This window comes from Myxococcales bacterium (assembly GCA_016703425.1).
In the GTDB taxonomy this organism is placed as follows: Bacteria; Myxococcota_A; Polyangia; order Polyangiales; family Polyangiaceae; genus JADJCA01.
The window spans coordinates 14,852-31,735 of record JADJCA010000031.1 but is presented as its reverse complement, the minus strand read 5'-3'; the positions used below and the strand labels follow the sequence as shown (position 1 = coordinate 31,735).

The following is a 16,884-nucleotide window of genomic DNA, read 5'->3' as shown; positions in this document are numbered from 1 at the left end:
GGCCGCGCGAGGCGGGGCGGGGGCGGGCCGCGGGCGGCCGCCAATTAGCATGCAAATTGGCGAGCTTCGCGGGCCGGCCCCCCGCCTCGCGCGGCCCGCGCCCGCCGGGCTTTTTGGCCTGACGTTTGCTGCACTCGTGGAATGCTGCCCCCGTTACGCCTCACCTTCAAGCGCGCCATGCTGCTCGCCGGGCCGTGGGCGCGCGGCCTCGCTGCGGCCGTTGGACTCACGCCCGCCCGCGCAGACCTCATGATCCTGCTGTGGGACTCCCCTCAGCTTCAGCGAGACATCATTCGGGAGCTCTGCGTGAGCGCCCCCGTTGTGAGCCGCATGCTGAAGGCACTCAAGACGCTCGGGTTCGTTTCGAGTCGACGCCAAGCCGGGGCCGGCTGTTTCAAGGTGGTCGAACTTACGAGCGAAGGGAGGACAAAGCTCGCGCCACTCTTTGACGACGTCCTCGCACTCGACGGTGAGCGCGGCACGGTCCAAGACTCGGCCGAGCTACTCGTCCTCGACTTCGTACACGTTCCGCTGACGCAGGCTGGAAGTCACACGCATCTTCCCTTCGATGGCGACCTGCGCGATCTCTTGCCATCTCTCATTCGCGCTGTCCGCGCCACGGACGTCTTCGACTTTCACATCGGCGAAGGTGACCACCTGCCCATCGCGACGGGCATCCGATATCGCTCCGTCGAACTCCGCGGTCTGTGGGACGGTCATCACCACGACGTCGGCGACGTCGTGGCAGCACCGGTCCCCGTTGGCGTCCCTTGCGGATGACGCATCGTGCGATGGGTGAGGTACACGTCCCTTGGGCGAGGTGGCCACACGCGCCGCGGCGCCGGTCTACCGTCGCCCAGATGCGGCTCGTCGCACCTTGGCCCGAGCCGTCACGAAGTCCTGGGCGGTCGCACGCCGTGACGGCGGCGCACGGCGCTGCAGCTAACGCACGAGGAAATGGCCGCAGCGAGGCCTGAGCTTCAGAGACTCAGAATTCGGCGGGATCCGTGTGCGTGCCGCAGACGTCGCGCAAGACGTCGCAGATCTCCTGTTCCGTGGCGTAGGCCTTGGCCGCTTCGATGATCGGCGGCATGAGGTTGGCCTTGCTGGAGGCGGCGGCGCGCACGGCGTCGAGCGCGCTCTTGACGCGACCCGCGTCGCGCGAGGCCTTGAGCGCCGCGAGGACCGCGATCTTCACGCGCTGAACCTCCTCGTCGATCTTCAACAGCGGGATGTTGGGGCTCGTCGCCTGTGCGTTCCCGTAGCCGTTGACGCCCACCATGATCTTCTCGTTGGCCTCGAGCTGGCGCTGGAACCGGTACGCGCTCGCGGCGATCTCGCGCTGCGGGTAGCCCTTCTCGACCGCGGCGACCATGCCGCCCATCTCGTCGATGCGCTTGATGGTTTGGAGCGCCTCAGCCTCGAGCTTGTCGGTCAGGTGTTCGACAAGGTAGCTCCCGCCGAGCGGATCAATCGTCCCCGTGACGCCGATCTCCTCGGCGATGATCTGCTGCGTGCGCAGCGCGATGGTGACGGCCTCTTCGGTGGGCAGCGCGTAGGTCTCGTCGAGCGAGTTGGTGTGGAGCGACTGCGTGCCGCCGAGCACCGCGGCGAGCGCCTGAAGCGCGACGCGAACGACGTTGTTGTAGGGCTGCTGCGCCGTGAGCGACACCCCGGCCGTTTGCGCGTGCGTGCGCAGCTTCATGCTCTCGGCCTTCTTGGCGCCGAATCGCTCCTTCATGAGGCGAGCCCAGACGCGGCGCGCGGCCCGGAACTTCGCGACCTCCTCGAAGAAGTCGTTGTGGACGTCGAAGAAGAAGGAGAGGCGCGGCGCGAACTCGTCGATGTTCATGCCGCGCTCGAGGCAGCTCTCGACGTAGCCGACGCCATCGGCGAGCGTGAAGGCGAGCTCCTGAGCCGCCGTCGCTCCGGCTTCGCGAATGTGGTAGCCGCTGATCGAAACGGTGTTCCATCGCGGAACTTCCTTGCTGCAATACTCGATCATGTCGGTGACGATGCGCATGGCGGGGCGCGGGGGCACGAGCCACGCGTGTTGCGCGATGAACTCCTTCAAGCAGTCGTTCTGCACAGTGCCGCCGATCTTGTCACGCGGCACGCCGCGCTGATCGGCGAGGGCGATGTAGAAGGCGAGCAGGACGATGGCCGGCCCGTTGATCGTCATCGACGTCGTGACCTTGTCGAGCGGGATGCCGTCGAACAGGATCTCCATGTCTCGTAGCGTGTCGACGGCGACGCCGCACATGCCGACCTCGCCGAGGGAGCGCGGAGAGTCGCTGTCGTAGCCCATCAAGGTTGGGAAATCGAAGGCGGTGGAGAGGCCCGTTTGCCCCTGCGCGAGCAGGTACTTGAAGCGCTCGTTGGTCTGCTCCGGCGTGCCGAAGCCGGCGAACATGCGCATCGTCCAGAGGCGACTCCGGTACATCGTGGGCTGAACGCCACGCGTGAACGGGTACTCGCCTGGCATGCCGAGATCGCGCATGTAGTCGACGGGCACGTCGGCTGGCGTGAGCACGTCGGGCATCTCGAGATCGCTCCAGGTCGAAAAGCGCGGCCGACGCGGCGGCATCTTCTGGGTGCTCGCCTTGAGGGGGCCCGCGCGCCACGCTTCGACGGCGGTCCGCAGGGCCGCCAGATCGCCGGGGACCTCGCCCGTCGCGGCGGTGCCATTGGCGTGGCCGCTTGCGTGACCGCTGGCGTCGCCGTTGGTGCCCTCGCCGCGGCCCACGGTGGCAGCGTTGGGACCGGTCCGATCGTTCATCATGCCCGGGAATGTAGTCGAGCCCCGATTGATGTCGAGGCCCGAGGCGGCCGCCGGCGCCCCGGCTTGGCCCCGACGTCTACGCGACCCGACCGCGAAGAGCGCGGGTCAGGAAGGCTTGCTGCTCGGCGGCTTCCGGTCCGACTTGACCGGCGCAGGCTCGGCGGGCTCCGCCGGGGCGGGGCCGGTCGGCGGCTCCGTCGCGGCTTCTGCCGGCGGGTCGCCGGGGGCGGTGTTCGCGAGCGGATCGGGCTTCGATTGAGGCGCGCTGCCGGTGCCACCGGCCGCCGGCGTCTTGGCGAGGCCCGGGTCCGTCGGCTCTTCGCCAAGGGCGGCGGCCGCTCGGAGCGCCGCGGCTTCGCCCGGTTCGGGTCGAATGGTGGCGGTCTCCTCCATCTCCTCGATCTTGATGATGACCGCGGTGATGTTGTCTTCGCCGCCTTGCTCGTTGGCCTTCTGGATGAGGATGCGGCAGGCTTCGCTGATGCTCGGCGTGCCGTTGACGATGCCCAGGATCTCCTCGTCGGTCAGCATGCCCGAGAGGCCGTCGGAGCACAGCACGTAGACGTCGCCGTGTTTCGGGTCGTCGTGCTGCAGATCGACGATGACCTGATCCTGCATGCCGAGGGCGCGAGTGATGACGTTCTTCGGAAGCTCGCTGCGTTGCTCCTCCGTAAGGTCGGGCATCGCGAGGAGGTAGTCGTTGATGAGCGAGTGGTCGCGCGTGAGCTGCTCGATCTTGGGGCCGCGGACGCGGTAGCAGCGCGAGTCGCCAACATGGCCGATGAACATGCGCCGCTTTGACGGGCTGAACATGGCGCCGACGACCGTGGTGCCCATGCCGCGGTACTCGTGCGAGCGCGTGCTCCGCTCGAAGATCTGGCGGTTGGCGACGCGGATGCCCGTGAGGAGGCGGTTTTCCTCTTCCGACAGGTTGGTGTCGAAATGAAACGGCCAGGTGACGTCGTCGTTGGCCGTCGACTTGAAGAACTCACCGATGGTCTCGGTGGCGAGCTTCGAGGCGACATGACCGGCGCGGTGACCCCCCATGCCGTCTGCGACGACGAAGAGGTCAAACTCCTGGAGCACGATGAACGAATCCTCGTTGTGCTCGCGCTGGAGGCCGACGTCCGTTTGGCCTGCTGCGATGGCTCGCATCAAGAAGAAGCCTTTCCTCCGAGACGCCAGGATTTCATTCGCTCACCGGGAGTGTCAAGGCGCGTTCGCTGGTGTCCATGAGGGTTTCCGGGAGGCGTGACGAGGGCGCGTAGACGCGCGCCTGGACGTCACACTTCCATGATGTCCTTCTCTTTGGAGCTGATCATCGTATCGACTTGTTTGCCGCCCTCGGCGACAACTTCTTCGACCTTCTTTTTTGCCCGGTCGACCTCGTCGGCGCTTGCGTCGCCGTCGTTTTCGATTTGCTTCAGCATATCGAGCGCCTCGTGGCGCGCCTTGCGGATCGTGACCTTGCACTCTTCGCCGTACTTTTTGGCGATCTTAACGAAGTCGCGGCGGCGCTCCTCCGTGAGGGGCGGCAGCGGGATACGAATCAGGTCGCCGTCGACCTGCGGGTTAAGGCCCAGATCGGACTCGCGGAGCGCCTTTTCGACGGCCTTCATCTGGGACTTGTCCCACGGCTTGACGGTGATCAAGCGAGCTTCAGGCACGTTGATGTGGGCCATTTGGCCGAGCGCCGTGCCGGTGCCGTAGTAGTCGACCCGGATGTTGTCCAAGAGGCTCGGGTTGGCACGGCCGGCGCGAAGCTTCGAAAGGTCGCGCCGTAAGACGTCGTACGCCTTGGAAATCGACGTGGTGAGCTCTTTCTGAACGTCGGCCAGCATCCTGCGTCCTCCAGCACCCTGCAGGGATCACACCCCCAGGGCCGAGCATCCTACCGCTATTTTGAGGTTCGCCGCTGCCAAAAGGACCAGGGGTCCAACAGTCTGGGAAGGTGGCCGAGCGAGGGGGGCCGGCGCGGGACGGGCGCGGGCGGGAGACCGAGCGGGCGGGGGAGGGCTTGTCGCCCTGGGTGGGCGTGAGGGACCTGGGTGGCCATCGGCGAGGGCCCCCAGTGACTTGGGAATGCCCAGGAAAAGCAGGTAGCCTTTCGGGTCATGCCGTCGCGCTTGTCTTCCGCTTCCGCAAGGTCGTCTTCTTCACTCCGCAGCATGGCCCTTCGCACCCTGCTCGTGGCCTTCTATCTCGGCCTGGCGGTCGTGGCCTGCGGGCGCGCAGCCCTCGACGGCTACGAGCTCGGCGACGGTGGTCTCATCGATGCGGGAGTCGACGCGAGCGCCGACGCACGCCTCGACGGCGACGCGGCAAGAGACGCCGTGGGCGACGTCGCGCGCGACGGCGACTCGGACGTCGACGCTGGCGGATGCAACGCCTTCAACTGTCCCGGCGGCTGCTGCGATCTCGCCGGCCGATGCCAAACCGGCAACACGCTCACCGCGTGCGGCAGCGCCGGCGCCCAATGCGAAGACTGCCTGACCCAGGGCTTCGACTTCTGTGACGCGCAGCGAAAGACCTGCGCGCGCGACGTCAACGCGTGCAACGCGGCGACGTGCAGCGACGGCTGCTGCCGGCCCCAAGCGCCTCGGTGCCTGAGCGGCGAATCGAACCAAGCCTGCGGCGACAACGGCGGCGCATGCGCCGCGTGCCCCGTTGGCCAATCGTGCAATCTCGCCACGCACAAGTGCGAAGCGGCGCCGACCTGCGGGCCTGAGAATTGTGCCGGCTGCTGCCAGGGCGGCATCTGCCGACTCGGGCAGGACCAAGGGGCCTGCGGTGTGAAGGGCCTCGCGTGCGAAACGTGCACCCCGGGAGAGATCTGCCTGCCCATGGGCGCCATCGGTGGCCTCTGCACCGTCACCGCGTCGTGCGGTCCCGGCAACTGCCCCGGCTGCTGCATCGGGAACCTGTGCGTGGCCGGGAACCAGAACGCGTCTTGCGGCGCCGGCGGTCTCGCGTGCCAGAACTGCACCGGGCAGGGGGCCGTCTGCAACCAGAACAAGTGCCAGATCCCGCCGCCCCAGTGCAACGCGCAGAACTGCACCGGGTGCTGTCAGGGCACGACGTGCGTCGGCGGGACTCTTCAAACACAGTGCGGGACGGGCGGGCAGGCCTGCCAGAACTGCACCGCGCAGGGGCGCGTGTGCACCTCGGCGCAGTGCGTGTCGGCTTGCAACGCGGCCACGTGCCCCAACGGTTGCTGCAACGGCAACACCTGCGTGACGGGCTCCGCCAACACGGCCTGCGGCACCGGCGGCGTCACATGCCAGAACTGCTCCGCAAACGGGAATGTCTGCCAGGGCAAGACGTGCCAACCGCCGCCGTGCAGCGCGGCCACCTGCCCCAACGGTTGCTGCAACGGCAACACGTGCGTCACGGGCTCGGCCAACACGGCCTGCGGCACCGGCGGCGTCGCGTGCCAGAACTGCACGACGCAGGGCAACGTTTGCTCCGCGCAGAAGAGCTGCATTCCGCAGTGCTCGGCGGCCAATTGCCCCGGCTGCTGCGACAGCGTCGGCGTTTGCAACGCGGGCTTCACCGGAAGCAAGTGCGGCTCCGGCGGCGCGACGTGTGCAAATTGCACGAGCCAAGGCGACACCTGCAACATCACCGCGGTCCCGCGCGTGTGCTCGAGCCAGCCGTCCAATTGCCCCGCCACCTACGGCAAGTGCCCGGCCGGCGTTAAGACGACGCCGGTCACGGCGACGAACGCGTGCAGTGCGCAGAACCTCGCCGACGCGCGCGCCGCGTGCGCCGCGGGGCCCAACTCGTCGACCTGCCAGTCGTACTTCACGGTCCTCGAGACCATCGCGCCGGCGTGCGCCACGTGCCTCGAGAACTTCCACCATCCCTTCAACGAAGGCACAGGCGTCTTCAAGTGCGTGGCGCCCTTCGTGAACCCCGCGTGCAACATCAACACCGGTTGCGCCACCGATTGCCTCACGAAGAGCTGCTCCGCGTGCCCCACGAACGCCAGCCGGAATCAGTGCGAGAACAGCGTTCGCAACGGCGGGCAGTGCAGCGACGAGTACCAATCGGCCGGCTGCTTCGCGAGCGGGCTAACGGGCGCCGGCGCCTTCTGCAGCCCGGCGCAATACCAAGGGAACTTCGGCCGCTGGCTCGAGGGCGTCGGGCTCTTCTACTGCGCGCCCTGACGATGCGCGCCCTGACGACGATCGAGCTCGCGCGTCCCGGTCCATGAGCCGCCCCGGCTACGACGACGTTGTCTTGCTCACGGGACTGCCGGGCCTGCGTGCTCGGCACGTCCTCCGCGAGCTCGTCCGCGCGCCTCGCACGCACGTCATCGCCCTCGTCACGGCGGAGGAGCGCTCCGCTGTGGAAGCGTCCCTCGACGGGGCGGCGGCAGCGCGCGTGGACTTCTTGGAAGGCGACGCGTCGGCGATGGATCTCGGCCTCTCCGGCGCGGAGCTCCGAGTGCTTGCCGCGACCGTCGATCGCATCCACCACGTGGCCGTCGCCACCGACCCGGCCACGCCCAAGGCCGTGGCCGTCAAGACGAACGTCGGGGCGGCCCGCGAGATCCTCGAACTGGCGGAGATGACCGAGTCGCTGCGGGCGCTTGTGTTTCACTCGTCGGTGACGGTCTCCGGGCAGCGAGAGGGACTCGTGCTCGAGGACGATCCGCTCCCACGTGAAGGGTTTCGCAACGACGCGGAGGAGACCATGGCCCGCGCCGAGCGCATGATGCGCGAAGCGACGAAGGTCCCCGTCGTGGTGGCGCGCGCAGGGCTCGTGGTGGGCGATTCCACGACGGGAGAGTTCGACGGCCTCGAGGGCTTCTACCTCCTCGTGCTCCTGATCATGACTTCGCCGCGCGAGATCGCGATTCCGCTGCCGAGTCGCGGCGACGCGCCGCTGCACCTCGTGCCCGTCGACTACGTCGCCAAGGCGGCGTGCGCGTTAGGGCGCGACGCTCGCGCCGTGGGTCGCACGGTGCACCTCGTGGACCCGAGTCCGCTCTCGGCGCGGCGCGTCCTCGAACTCGTGGCTCAAGCGACGGGGCGGCGCATGGGCCCAGGGTTCTTGCCCGCTAACGTGACCAAGGCGCTCCTCAACGTGCCGGGCATCGATCGGCTCGCGCGGAGCCCCAGGGCCGTGCTCGACGCGCTCGTCTCGCGCGTGACGTATGGGCGCGAGGCTCAGGCCGAGCTGCTCGCCGGGACCGGCGTCACGTGCCCGCCCTTCGAACAATACGTGGAGACGCTCGTGGACGCGGTGCGGCGCCGTCAAGGCGAGCGCCAAGAGCGGCGCGACGCGCACTTCGACGACCCGCTAGGGTGAGCAGCTCGGCAACGCGTGACGCACCAGGTGCGGTACGCTTGCCGTCCCATGTCGCGAAAGCCGGTGGCGCCGCTCGTCGGCGAAGGAATGGTGAGCGTTCGCGTCCGCGTGCGCACCAAGGACGTGGTCTTCGTCAAAGGCGTGCTCGATGCGCACGACGGGCTCTGCCAAGTCTTCGCCGAGCAGGGCGGCGATCTCACCATCGCCGGCCCCGAAGCTCGTAAGGACGAGCTCAACGCGGTCCTCGTAGACATGCTCGCGGAGGTCGGCGGCGTGCGCCTCGACGAGCCCTGACTCGACGAGCCGTGGGTCGGATACACTCGCGCGACATGACGCCGGCCGAGCTCAAGCAATACCTCTCCACGTTGCTCGATCAAGAGCTCAAGCTCAGCGTCATGCTGTGGGGCCCGCCGGGCATCGGCAAGTCGAGCATCGTCGCGCAGGTGGCGGGCGAGCGGGGCCTCTCGCTCGTCGACCTGCGGCTGGGCCAGCTGGCGCCGACCGACCTTCGTGGCCTCCCCGTCGCCAAAGACGGCGTCGCAGTCTGGTATCCGCCGGAGTTTCTGCCCCAGCGCGGCCGCGGCATTCTGTTCTTGGATGAGCTCAACATGGCGCCGCCGACGCTCCAGGGCATCGCGCAGCAGCTCGTCCTGGACCGGCGCGTCGGGAGCTACACGGTCCCCGACGGCTGGTTCTTGTGGGCCGCGGGCAACCGCAAAGAGGACCGGGCGGCGGTCTTCGACATGCCCGCGCCGCTCGCGAACCGCTTCGTGCACCTCGAGGCACGCGCCGACTTCGACAGCTTTCGCAGCTACGCGATGGAGCGAGGGCTCTCGGCCGACGTGCTCTCGTTTCTCTCGTACCGGCCCGCGCTCCTCCACAAGATGGACCCGGGGCAAGTCGCGTGGCCTTCGCCGCGGTCGTGGGAGATGGCCGGCAAGCTCCACGCGGCGGGCCTCGACGTGGGGCCGGCCGTCGGCGACGGCCCGGCGTCGGAGTTTCACGCGTTCGTTCGCCTCGCGTCGGCGCTGCCCGATCTCGAGGCAATCCTCGGGGAGCGCGGGCAAGGCTTCTCGTTTCCAACGGAGCCTTCGGAGCGCTACGCGCTCGTGGTCGGCCTGGCCTCGCGCGTGAGCAGCCCGGCGCGCGCCATCGCGGGCTTGCGCTGGCTCGTCGACAAGGCCTCGACCGAGTGGCTGCAACTCTTCGCCAGCAACGTCATCGCGAAGCTTCGCGCCTCGGGGCAGGTCGGCGCGCTCGCCAAGGATGTCGCCGCGGATCCGAAGCTCAAGGCGTTCTTGACGAGCTTCCAACGCGGGCTCGGCGCGTGACCGCCGGGCGCGCGGCCGATGCGCTCGTGGCGCACCCGCTGATGGAGCGCGTGACGCAGTCGAAGTTGCGCCTTCGCGTCCGCTCGCCGTTCTTTGCGACGCTCGCGCTCTTCGCGGATGTCGCCTTTGACGAGACGATCGGCGGCGGCGGTTCGGCGACCGACGGTCAACGCGTCCTGTTGCGACCGTCGTTCGTGCGAAGCGCGTCGGCTGACGCCCTCGACTTCGCAGTGCTGCACGCGCTGCTCCACGCGGCGCTTCACCATCCTGCACGGCAGCGATCGCGGGACAAGGAAACGTGGAACGTGGCCGCTGACATCGTCGTCAACGGCATCATCGGTGGGCTCGGGTTGGCCCTGCCGCCGGACGCGGTCCGGGACGACGCGCTCGCGGCGTGGCGCGTGGAGGACATCTACGACCTCCTCCTGAAGGAGCGAGCCATCCGCCCGCCGCCGAAGGCGCCAGCCGACCTGTTCGAGACCGAGGGGGCGCTCTTCGCGACGCCGCGCGGGGAGAAGGATCGCGAGAACTTCTGGCACGCAGCGCTGCGCGAGGCCGAAGCGGCACAAGCGAGGGCGGGCGGTGACGTCCCGCTTGCGATGACCCGACTCTTGCGCGCCGGCGGCGCCTCACGCCTCGATTGGCGCGCGCAGCTCTGGCGGTTCCTCGTGCGCACGCCCACCGACTTCGAGGGCTTCGACCGGCGCTTTCTTTGGCAAGGCGTCTACCTCGACGCGCTCGCTGGCTCGTCGCTGAGAGTGCTCGTTTGTGTCGACACGAGCGCTTCGATTCAGGCGGCCGATCTCGCGGCCTTCATGACCGAGATCGCGGAGATGGCGCGGACGTACCCGCACCTCGAGCTCGAGCTGTTCTTCGCGGATCGCGCGCTGCATGGGCCCTTCGCGTTTCACGCCGACGCGCCGCTTCCGGCGGCCATCGGCGGCGGTGGCACGAGCTTCGCTCCGTTCTTCGCCCACGCGGCGCGGGAGGAAGACCTCACCAAGGGCATCGTGCTCGTCTATCTGACCGATGGGCGTGGTGACTTTCCACGCGAGGCGAGCCGACTGCCAACGCTGTGGGTCGTGACGGCGCGCGGCGCGGCGGACGCAACGTTTCCTTTTGGTGAGGTCATTCGCCTGGGCGAGGTGCGCACGTGACGGGCCGCCATACGGGAGGCGGCGACGACGACGCGAGCCCCGACGCGTGGGCCGAGCTCGGCTCGCTGGTGCACGAGCGAGTCGCGCCCTCCGATGCGCGGGTCGCGGCGGCCAGCGATCCCATGACGGAGCCGGCCACGCTCGCGCTCCTCGCCACAGCCAAGGAGCGGTCGATTCGCCGCGCGGTGGCCCAGAACCCAAACGCGACGCCCAAGACGCTCGTGGCGCTGGCGGCGGAGTTTCCCGATGAGTTCTTCGACAACCCGGCGCTCCTCTTCTACCTGCTCGAAGATCCCGCGATGTTTCAAACGATGCCCGAGGAAGCGCTGGTGCGGCTCGTCCCGCATCCGGCGATGCCCGCGGGCCTCCTCCCCGCGCTAGCGCGCCACCCCGCGTTTTATGTGCGGCGCGCCGCCGCGCTGAACCCGCGCATGCCGCCGGAGGTTCTCGTGGAGTTGGCCGAAGGGCAGTCGTTCTTTGAGGAGGTCGCCCAGAACCCGAACACGCCGCCGGCGTACCTTCTGAAGCTCGGGCGTCACGACTGGGCCCCCGTGCGCAAGGCCGTGGCAGGGAACGCCGCTGCGCCGGAAGAAGCGCTCTTCGCGCTCGCCAACGACGGCGTGAAGGCCGTGCGCGCCAGCGTGATGCAGAACGGCGCGCTCACGGGCGACACGCTGAGGCGCTTGGCGGAGCATCCGAGCGCCCTCGCGCGCCTAACGCTTGCGGAGTCAGGGCGCGCGTCGCCCTCCGAGCTGACAAGGCTGGAGGCCGACACCGACGCGGCCGTGCGCTTCGCGGCGAGCCGGCACAAGCGGGCCGGTCGCTGAGCTCACGACGCCGCTAGGTCGAACGCTCTGGTGGCGCGGCTTCGAGCCAATCGCGCAATACGCGGCAGGCGGAGGCGGCCGAGGCGATGTGGTTCGCGGCCCACTGGGCGCGGCCGTCCGGGCCCACCACGTTGGAGATGCCGAGGAGCGCGGAGCACGGGACGTCTCGGAGCGCGGTCGCGCATGCCACCGACGCGAGCTCGAGGTTCTCGAGATCGTAGCCGGCGGCGTCGAGGCAACCTGCAAGGGCCGCCTCGACGGTGATGCCCGAGGTGGCGGCCACGTTGGCGCTCGGCAGCGACAACGCCGCGTGCGCGTCCGCGTCGAGCTCGTAGCTCATAGGAACCGGTCGCTCGGCGCGGCCGTCCAAGACCGAAGCGTCGACGAACGTCGTCGCTCGCGCCAGCGCAACCTTTCCAATGGGGAAAGCCGATTCCTTCGAGGGAAACACGCCGGCGGTCCCGACGAAGAGCACGCGCTTCGGCTTCCATTGCGCGATGGCGCCCGCGCAGCCTGCGGCGGCGGCCAGTGGGCCAATGCCAACCGGCATCGCCAAGAGCGAGCGCGCGCCGAGCGTGAGCGGTGCGCCGAGGCCGACGCTGAGCGCGCGAAGCTCCGGCTCGAAGGCCGAGACCACGAGCAGGTCGATCACGTGTCGTCGCCGGTGATGGGCTCGGGTCGGAGCGTGGGCGTGCCGAACTCGATGTCGAGGGGCGAGTCGGCCTCGCTCTCGCTCTCGGTGGGCGGAGGTGGCATCGAGGTGAAGCCGCCGAGCGCGTTCTTCTGCTCGAGGAAGCGGAGCGTCTCGCTGCCGCCGAGGCGGTGCAGCACGGTGCATAGATCGCCGGGCAGTGGCGCCTCGACGACGAGCCGCGCCCCCGACTGCGGGTGCGTGAGCTCGAGCCGCACGCAATGAAGGAAGGTTCGATCGAGCGTGTGGCGCTCTTCGAAGTAGCGGTTCGTGGGGCCGTGGCCGTAGCGATCGTCGCCGAGGATCGGGTGGCCGGCGGCGGCGAGGTGGCGCCTCACTTGATGCGTGCGCGGGACCTCGGGGACGGCGCGGATCATGCCGTGGCCGCCGAGGGCCGCGAGGCGTCGATACCGAGTGCGCGCGGGGTAGCGGACGCCGTTTTCGCGGAGGTCTCGCGTGACCGCGCCCTTCATGGGCGGCACGCCGCGAACAGCGGCGAGGTAGACGCGCCGGCAGCTCGCGCCGTTGGCCCACATGGGCGCGCTCTCCGGCGTCCGCACGAAGAGCACCAGACCGCTCGTTCCCACGTCGAGGCGATGAACGGGCGTGGCGCGCTCGGCGTTCGGCAGGCGCCGCACCCGCGTCATGAGCGACGAGAGGTATTCGCCCTGCGGCACCGTGGGCTCGTGCGCGCTCTTCTCGACGACGAGAATGTCAGCCTCCTCGTGCAGGACCCGTGGCAGCGTCGCTTCGCCGCGCTCCAGAATCGTCACCGACTCGACCTCCTCGGTGAGCGGGATCATGTCGATGGGGCGGACGGCGCCGGCGCGATAGCCGAGGCGCGCGAAGTGATCGAGATCGCGGACGAGCGTGTCGGGATCGCAGGACACGTAGGCGATGCGCGATGGACCGAGCACGGCGATGAGCTCGCGCACGAGCGGGCTCATGCCCCGTCGCGGCGGGTTCGCGACGACGGCTTCGAAGGGCCTCTTGGCGGCCGCGAGGGCCCGAAGCGCGACGAGCGCGTTCTCCGCCTCCGCCGTGAGCTCAATGTTCTGCTCGCGGGCCGCGGCGCGCGCTTGCTCGACGGCCGGCGCGAAGGCCTCGACCAAGTGCACTTGCGCGCCCATCTTGCCGAGGGCCATGGAGATGGCCCCCGCGCCCCCGTAGAGGTCGAGCACGCGCGGCGCCGGCCCGAGCGCCCCGATGGCCTCCGTGAGGATGCGGTGAACCTTGCCCGTCTGGTCGCGATGGGCTTGCACGAACGCGCCGTGGCTCGCGTGATGAGAGGAGAGGCCCACGCGATCCACGAGGCTCGTGACGCCGGCCAGCACGACGAGCTCGTCGCCGAGGATCTGCGGGCTCTCGCCGTCGTGAAGGCTCGCCGCCACGCCGCGAATGCTGGGCTCCTTCGCCATCAGCTCGGTGGCGGCCTCCCGGAAGCGGTCGAGATCGTGCACCCGGCGCCGCTCAAGGACGAGCGTCAGCAAGATGGCGGTCGCGGTGGCAGCGGCGCCGCCGGGCGGCTGGATGTCGCGGACGTCGATGGCGCGGAGCGCGCCGTGGGCTGTCGACGCCGAGGGCGCCATGATGCCGCCGCTCCGCTCCGCGGCGAGCGTGGTGGTTCGCAAGAGGTCGACGACGCGGGCGATGGGCGCCGAGAGGACGCGGCAGCCGGGAATGTCGACGAGCTGATGCGTCCCGCCTTTGGCGAAGAGGCCGATGCGACCGCCGGCGCCGACGACGAGCTTTGCTCTCGTGCGGTACCCGGTGATGGCCTCGGCGCCCAAGACGGCGTCGACCTGCGCATCGAAGGTCTGGTACCGGGCGCACGTCTCTTCGACGCGGCGGCCCTTGTGGGCGAGTTGCTCGGCGTAGGTGAGTGCGATGAGGGGACAGCCGCCGCACGGCTCGGCGTGGTCGCACGAGACGACGTTGGGTACGACATGAAGCGGCTCGTGCGGCATTGAAGCCACGGAAATCTACTCCGCAACGCCGCGCTGAAACAGAGTGTGCGGTCCGCGCGGCTCGCTTTCTTCTGCTGCGTGCGCCGGTGCTGGAAACGAGCGCAGTGAGACTGGACGCCTCCCGCACCAAGTGCGCACCGGAGCGCGCGGGATTTCCCCCTTGCAGTTTTCGAGCGTGCGTGTGCGACGCGCGAGGCAGATCTGCTATAGGCCGGAGGAACGATGGCCGGCCGAAAGATTCTGATGGTGTCCGCGGAGGTCGACACGCTCGCGCGGACCGGCGGCCTCGGCGACGTTTCGCTAGGCCTCTCCCGCGCCCTCGTTCACCGGGGAGAAGACGTGGCGCTCGTCACTCCGCTCTACGGTACGACCCGCGTGCCGGCCGGCGCGCGCTTCTGGGACGATCCGATCTTTCCCCGCGTCGGGTGGGGCCCCCACGACGTGAGGCGCTCGGGCGTACTCGAGGCCAACGTCCAAGGCGTCCGCGTCTTCATGGTGGCGAACGACGACCTCTTCGGCTCGCGCCGCGGCATCTACGGCGACGATCACGGGACCTTCGGCGACAACGAGCTTCGCTTCGCGGTGATGTCGGCCGCTGCCTTGGAGATCGCCAACAGCCTGTGGCGCGGGCCCGCCGACGTTCTGCATGCCCACGACTGGCACGCGGCGCTCTCGATCCTCTATGCGCGAACGCGCCTCGGCGAGGCGTGGGCTCGCGTGCCGTCGATCTTGAGCATTCACAATCTCGCGTATCAGGGCGTCCTCGCGGGCCGCAGCCTCGATCGCCTGGGCTTGCCGCGGGCGCTCTTTCATCGCGAGGCACTGGAGCAGATGGGCAACGTCAACTTGCTGAAGGGGGCGTGCGCGGTGGCCAACCGCATCAGCACCGTCAGCCCGACCTACGCGCGCGAGATCCTCAGCGAGCCGATGGCCTTTGGTCTCTCGTCGTTCTTGCGGGCGCGCGCGCGCAAGCTCGTCGGCATCGCCAACGGCATCGATATCGATCTCTGGAACCCCGCCACCGACGCGTCCCTGATGCACACGTTCGACGCGGACAGCGCCGGGGAGGGGAAGCGCGCCAGCAAGGCCGCCTTCTTCCAGGAGGTGGGCCTCGATAACCCAGCGGCGCCGCTCTTCGCGTGCGTCTCGCGGCTCACAGCCCAGAAGGGCATCGACATCGCGCTCTCGGTGGTGCCGGCCCTCGTGGCGCGGGGCGCGCGCGTCTTCTTCTTGGGCACCGGCGACGACGACCTGGAGAACGGCCTCCGCCACGTGGCGGCGCGGTACCCTGGTCGTGTGGCGGCGCGGCTCGCCTTCGACGACAAGTTCGCGCGTCGCGTCTACGGCGCGGCCGATTTCATGCTGGTGCCGTCGCGCTTCGAGCCGTGTGGCCTCACGCAGCTCTACGCCATGCGCTACGGCGCCATCCCCGTCGTCACCGACGTCGGCGGCCTCCACGACACCGTGGAACCGTACGACGCCGTGAGGGATACGGGCGTCGGCTTCGTGGCCCGGAGTCCCGGCTCGCTCGACCTGCTCTTGGCCTGCGAAGAGGGGCTCAGCGCCTACCGCGACAGCTTCGGCTTCCCGGCCCTGGTGAAGCGCGCCATGACCCGTGATCACTCATGGACGCACGCGGGCGCGCTCTACCAAGAGCTGCTCTACGGGCCCTTGTCGGCCTGAGCTTCTGCGGCGCGCGCGAGGCGCTGACGGCGTCGCTCTTCGCCTTGGGCCTGCGTCCTTCGTTCGCGCTCCGTGGCCAAGGTGAGCGGCGGGACCGGCGTTGGCGCGCGCGCGTCGTCGATGGCCACGAAGGTCAAGAGTGCCTCCACGCAAGGCCACCGGCGCCTCGTCCGCGCGTCTTCGCCCTCGACGGTGACGGTGATCTCCATCGAGGTGCGGAAGGTCGCGGTGACGATGGCGTGGAGCCGCACGACCTCGCCGACGCGAACGGGCGCGCGAAAGACAAGATCGTCGACGAAGGCCGTGACGGCGGTGCAGCCCGAGTGCCTCGACGCGCAAATGGCGGCGCAGAGGTCGACCCAAGCCATGATCTGACCGCCGAACACGGAGCCGAGGGCGTTCGCGTGTTGCGGAAGCACGTATTCGGTCATCTCGGTGACCGAGTCGGCGGCGGACCGCGGTGCCAGCTCGCTGGAGGATGCCATGTTCGTCCGTTGCCTTCGCTCCGACCGCGGTCGTGCCTTGGTGCCGCGCTCCCGCGCGAGCGAGCACGCGCCGGACACTAGCAGCGCCCCCCAATGGACGCTATCTCGGCGCTCGTCATGAGATCCAAGCCGATGTCGGGACGCCGCCTCATCGCGTGGGGGTTGCCCATCGCGCTCGCCGGCGGCGTCTTGATCATCGTCCTCTTCGCGAAATACGGGCGCGGTAACTTCACGCGCGCCGCGCGCATCGTCGAAGCGCGAGGGCGCGCGTACGAGCTGGCGGCGGGCTTGGCGCGATGCACGAACCACGGCGAGGGTCGCGTGTTGCCGCCTTCCGCGGGCCCCGTTCCGCCTTCCGGTCGGGCGTCGCTCGACCAGGCCGCCAGCGAGCGACGCTTCGCCGCGGAGGCGTTTGTTTGCGCGACGTTTCACCCGCGCGGCCAGGTGCACGTCGAGGTCGAGTGGCATCGCCTGACGCCCAGCCGGGGGCGCGCGCTGGCGCGCCTCGACGATGACGCCGATGGCCACGCGGACTTCGAGGCCGAGTCGGTCGTCGAGTGCGAGCCGCAGGGGGCCGAGCGCTGTCGCGCTTTGGCCGTCGCCGAGCGCTCCTTCGACGGCAAGTGACGCACGCCTCGGCGCGCC

The 16,884-nt window shown here is 69.3% G+C and carries 15 protein-coding genes; 9 read left to right on the top strand and 6 right to left on the bottom strand.

Annotated elements, in window-relative coordinates:
• Positions 1 to 141: 141 nt before the first annotated feature.
• Entirely contained in the window at positions 142 to 780 is a 639-nt protein-coding gene (locus IPG50_38555) for a MarR family transcriptional regulator (protein ID MBK6698045.1), read from the top strand.
• Positions 781 to 988: 208 nt separating this feature from the next.
• On the opposite strand, the gene IPG50_38550 is transcribed toward IPG50_38555, so the two are convergent.
• The 3 genes from IPG50_38550 to frr form a co-directional block, all read right to left on the bottom strand.
• On the bottom strand, positions 989 to 2,587 hold the full coding sequence (locus IPG50_38550; protein ID MBK6698044.1) for a methylmalonyl-CoA mutase family protein: 1,599 nt from the start codon (positions 2,585 to 2,587) through the stop codon (positions 989 to 991).
• A 300-nt stretch (positions 2,588 to 2,887) separates the two neighbouring features.
• Positions 2,888 to 3,937 carry a Stp1/IreP family PP2C-type Ser/Thr phosphatase gene (locus IPG50_38545; GenBank protein MBK6698043.1) on the bottom strand — a complete coding sequence of 350 codons (1,050 nt, stop codon included), beginning with the start codon at positions 3,935 to 3,937 and terminating at the stop codon, positions 2,888 to 2,890.
• A gap of 128 nt (positions 3,938 to 4,065) precedes the next feature.
• Positions 4,066 to 4,623: a ribosome recycling factor gene (frr, locus tag IPG50_38540; protein MBK6698042.1), complete on the bottom strand. Its 558-nt coding sequence runs from the start codon at positions 4,621 to 4,623 to the stop codon at positions 4,066 to 4,068.
• A gap of 327 nt (positions 4,624 to 4,950) precedes the next feature.
• Here frr and IPG50_38535 point away from each other — a divergent pair, with 327 nt between their 5' ends.
• From IPG50_38535 to IPG50_38510, 6 genes are read left to right on the top strand one after another with little or no spacing between them, the layout of a single operon-like run.
• A complete protein-coding gene (locus tag IPG50_38535; protein MBK6698041.1) occupies positions 4,951 to 6,951 on the top strand; it encodes a hypothetical protein in 2,001 nt (666 codons plus the stop codon).
• A gap of 43 nt (positions 6,952 to 6,994) precedes the next feature.
• Positions 6,995 to 8,098: an SDR family oxidoreductase gene (locus IPG50_38530; protein ID MBK6698040.1), complete on the top strand. Its 1,104-nt coding sequence runs from the start codon at positions 6,995 to 6,997 to the stop codon at positions 8,096 to 8,098.
• A gap of 48 nt (positions 8,099 to 8,146) precedes the next feature.
• Entirely contained in the window at positions 8,147 to 8,392 is a 246-nt protein-coding gene (locus IPG50_38525) for a hypothetical protein (GenBank protein ID MBK6698039.1), read from the top strand.
• Positions 8,393 to 8,427: 35 nt separating this feature from the next.
• Positions 8,428 to 9,429 (top strand): MoxR family ATPase, encoded by a 1,002-nt coding sequence (locus IPG50_38520; GenBank protein ID MBK6698038.1) that lies wholly within the window; start codon positions 8,428 to 8,430, stop codon positions 9,427 to 9,429.
• Positions 9,426 to 10,586: a hydrolase gene (locus tag IPG50_38515; GenBank protein MBK6698037.1), complete on the top strand. Its 1,161-nt coding sequence runs from the start codon at positions 9,426 to 9,428 to the stop codon at positions 10,584 to 10,586. The genes IPG50_38520 and IPG50_38515 overlap by 4 nt, the downstream gene beginning before the upstream one ends.
• A complete protein-coding gene (locus IPG50_38510; GenBank protein ID MBK6698036.1) occupies positions 10,583 to 11,413 on the top strand; it encodes a hypothetical protein in 831 nt (276 codons plus the stop codon). The genes IPG50_38515 and IPG50_38510 overlap by 4 nt, the downstream gene beginning before the upstream one ends.
• A 13-nt stretch (positions 11,414 to 11,426) precedes the next feature.
• Here IPG50_38510 and IPG50_38505 read toward each other — a convergent pair whose 3' ends face one another.
• Both IPG50_38505 and IPG50_38500 read right to left on the bottom strand, forming a co-directional pair.
• Complete coding sequence (locus IPG50_38505; GenBank protein ID MBK6698035.1) at positions 11,427 to 12,065, bottom strand: hypothetical protein; 639 nt, start codon at positions 12,063 to 12,065, stop codon at positions 11,427 to 11,429.
• Positions 12,062 to 14,080, bottom strand: coding sequence for a methyltransferase (locus IPG50_38500; protein MBK6698034.1), 2,019 nt, complete (start codon positions 14,078 to 14,080; stop codon positions 12,062 to 12,064). Before IPG50_38500 ends, IPG50_38505 begins: the two co-directional genes overlap by 4 nt.
• Positions 14,081 to 14,293: 213 nt before the next feature.
• Between IPG50_38500 and IPG50_38495 the strand changes: the two genes are divergently transcribed.
• Positions 14,294 to 15,754: a glycogen synthase gene (locus tag IPG50_38495; GenBank protein ID MBK6698033.1), complete on the top strand. Its 1,461-nt coding sequence runs from the start codon at positions 14,294 to 14,296 to the stop codon at positions 15,752 to 15,754.
• Here IPG50_38495 and IPG50_38490 read toward each other — a convergent pair.
• Complete coding sequence (locus IPG50_38490; protein ID MBK6698032.1) at positions 15,733 to 16,239, bottom strand: acyl-CoA thioesterase; 507 nt, start codon at positions 16,237 to 16,239, stop codon at positions 15,733 to 15,735. The two genes, IPG50_38495 and IPG50_38490, sit on opposite strands and share 22 nt — an antisense overlap.
• A gap of 117 nt (positions 16,240 to 16,356) precedes the next feature.
• On the opposite strand from IPG50_38490, the gene IPG50_38485 reads away from it, so the two are divergent.
• Positions 16,357 to 16,866 carry a hypothetical protein gene (locus IPG50_38485; protein MBK6698031.1) on the top strand — a complete coding sequence of 170 codons (510 nt, stop codon included), beginning with the start codon at positions 16,357 to 16,359 and terminating at the stop codon, positions 16,864 to 16,866.
• Positions 16,867 to 16,884: the final 18 nt, after the last annotated feature.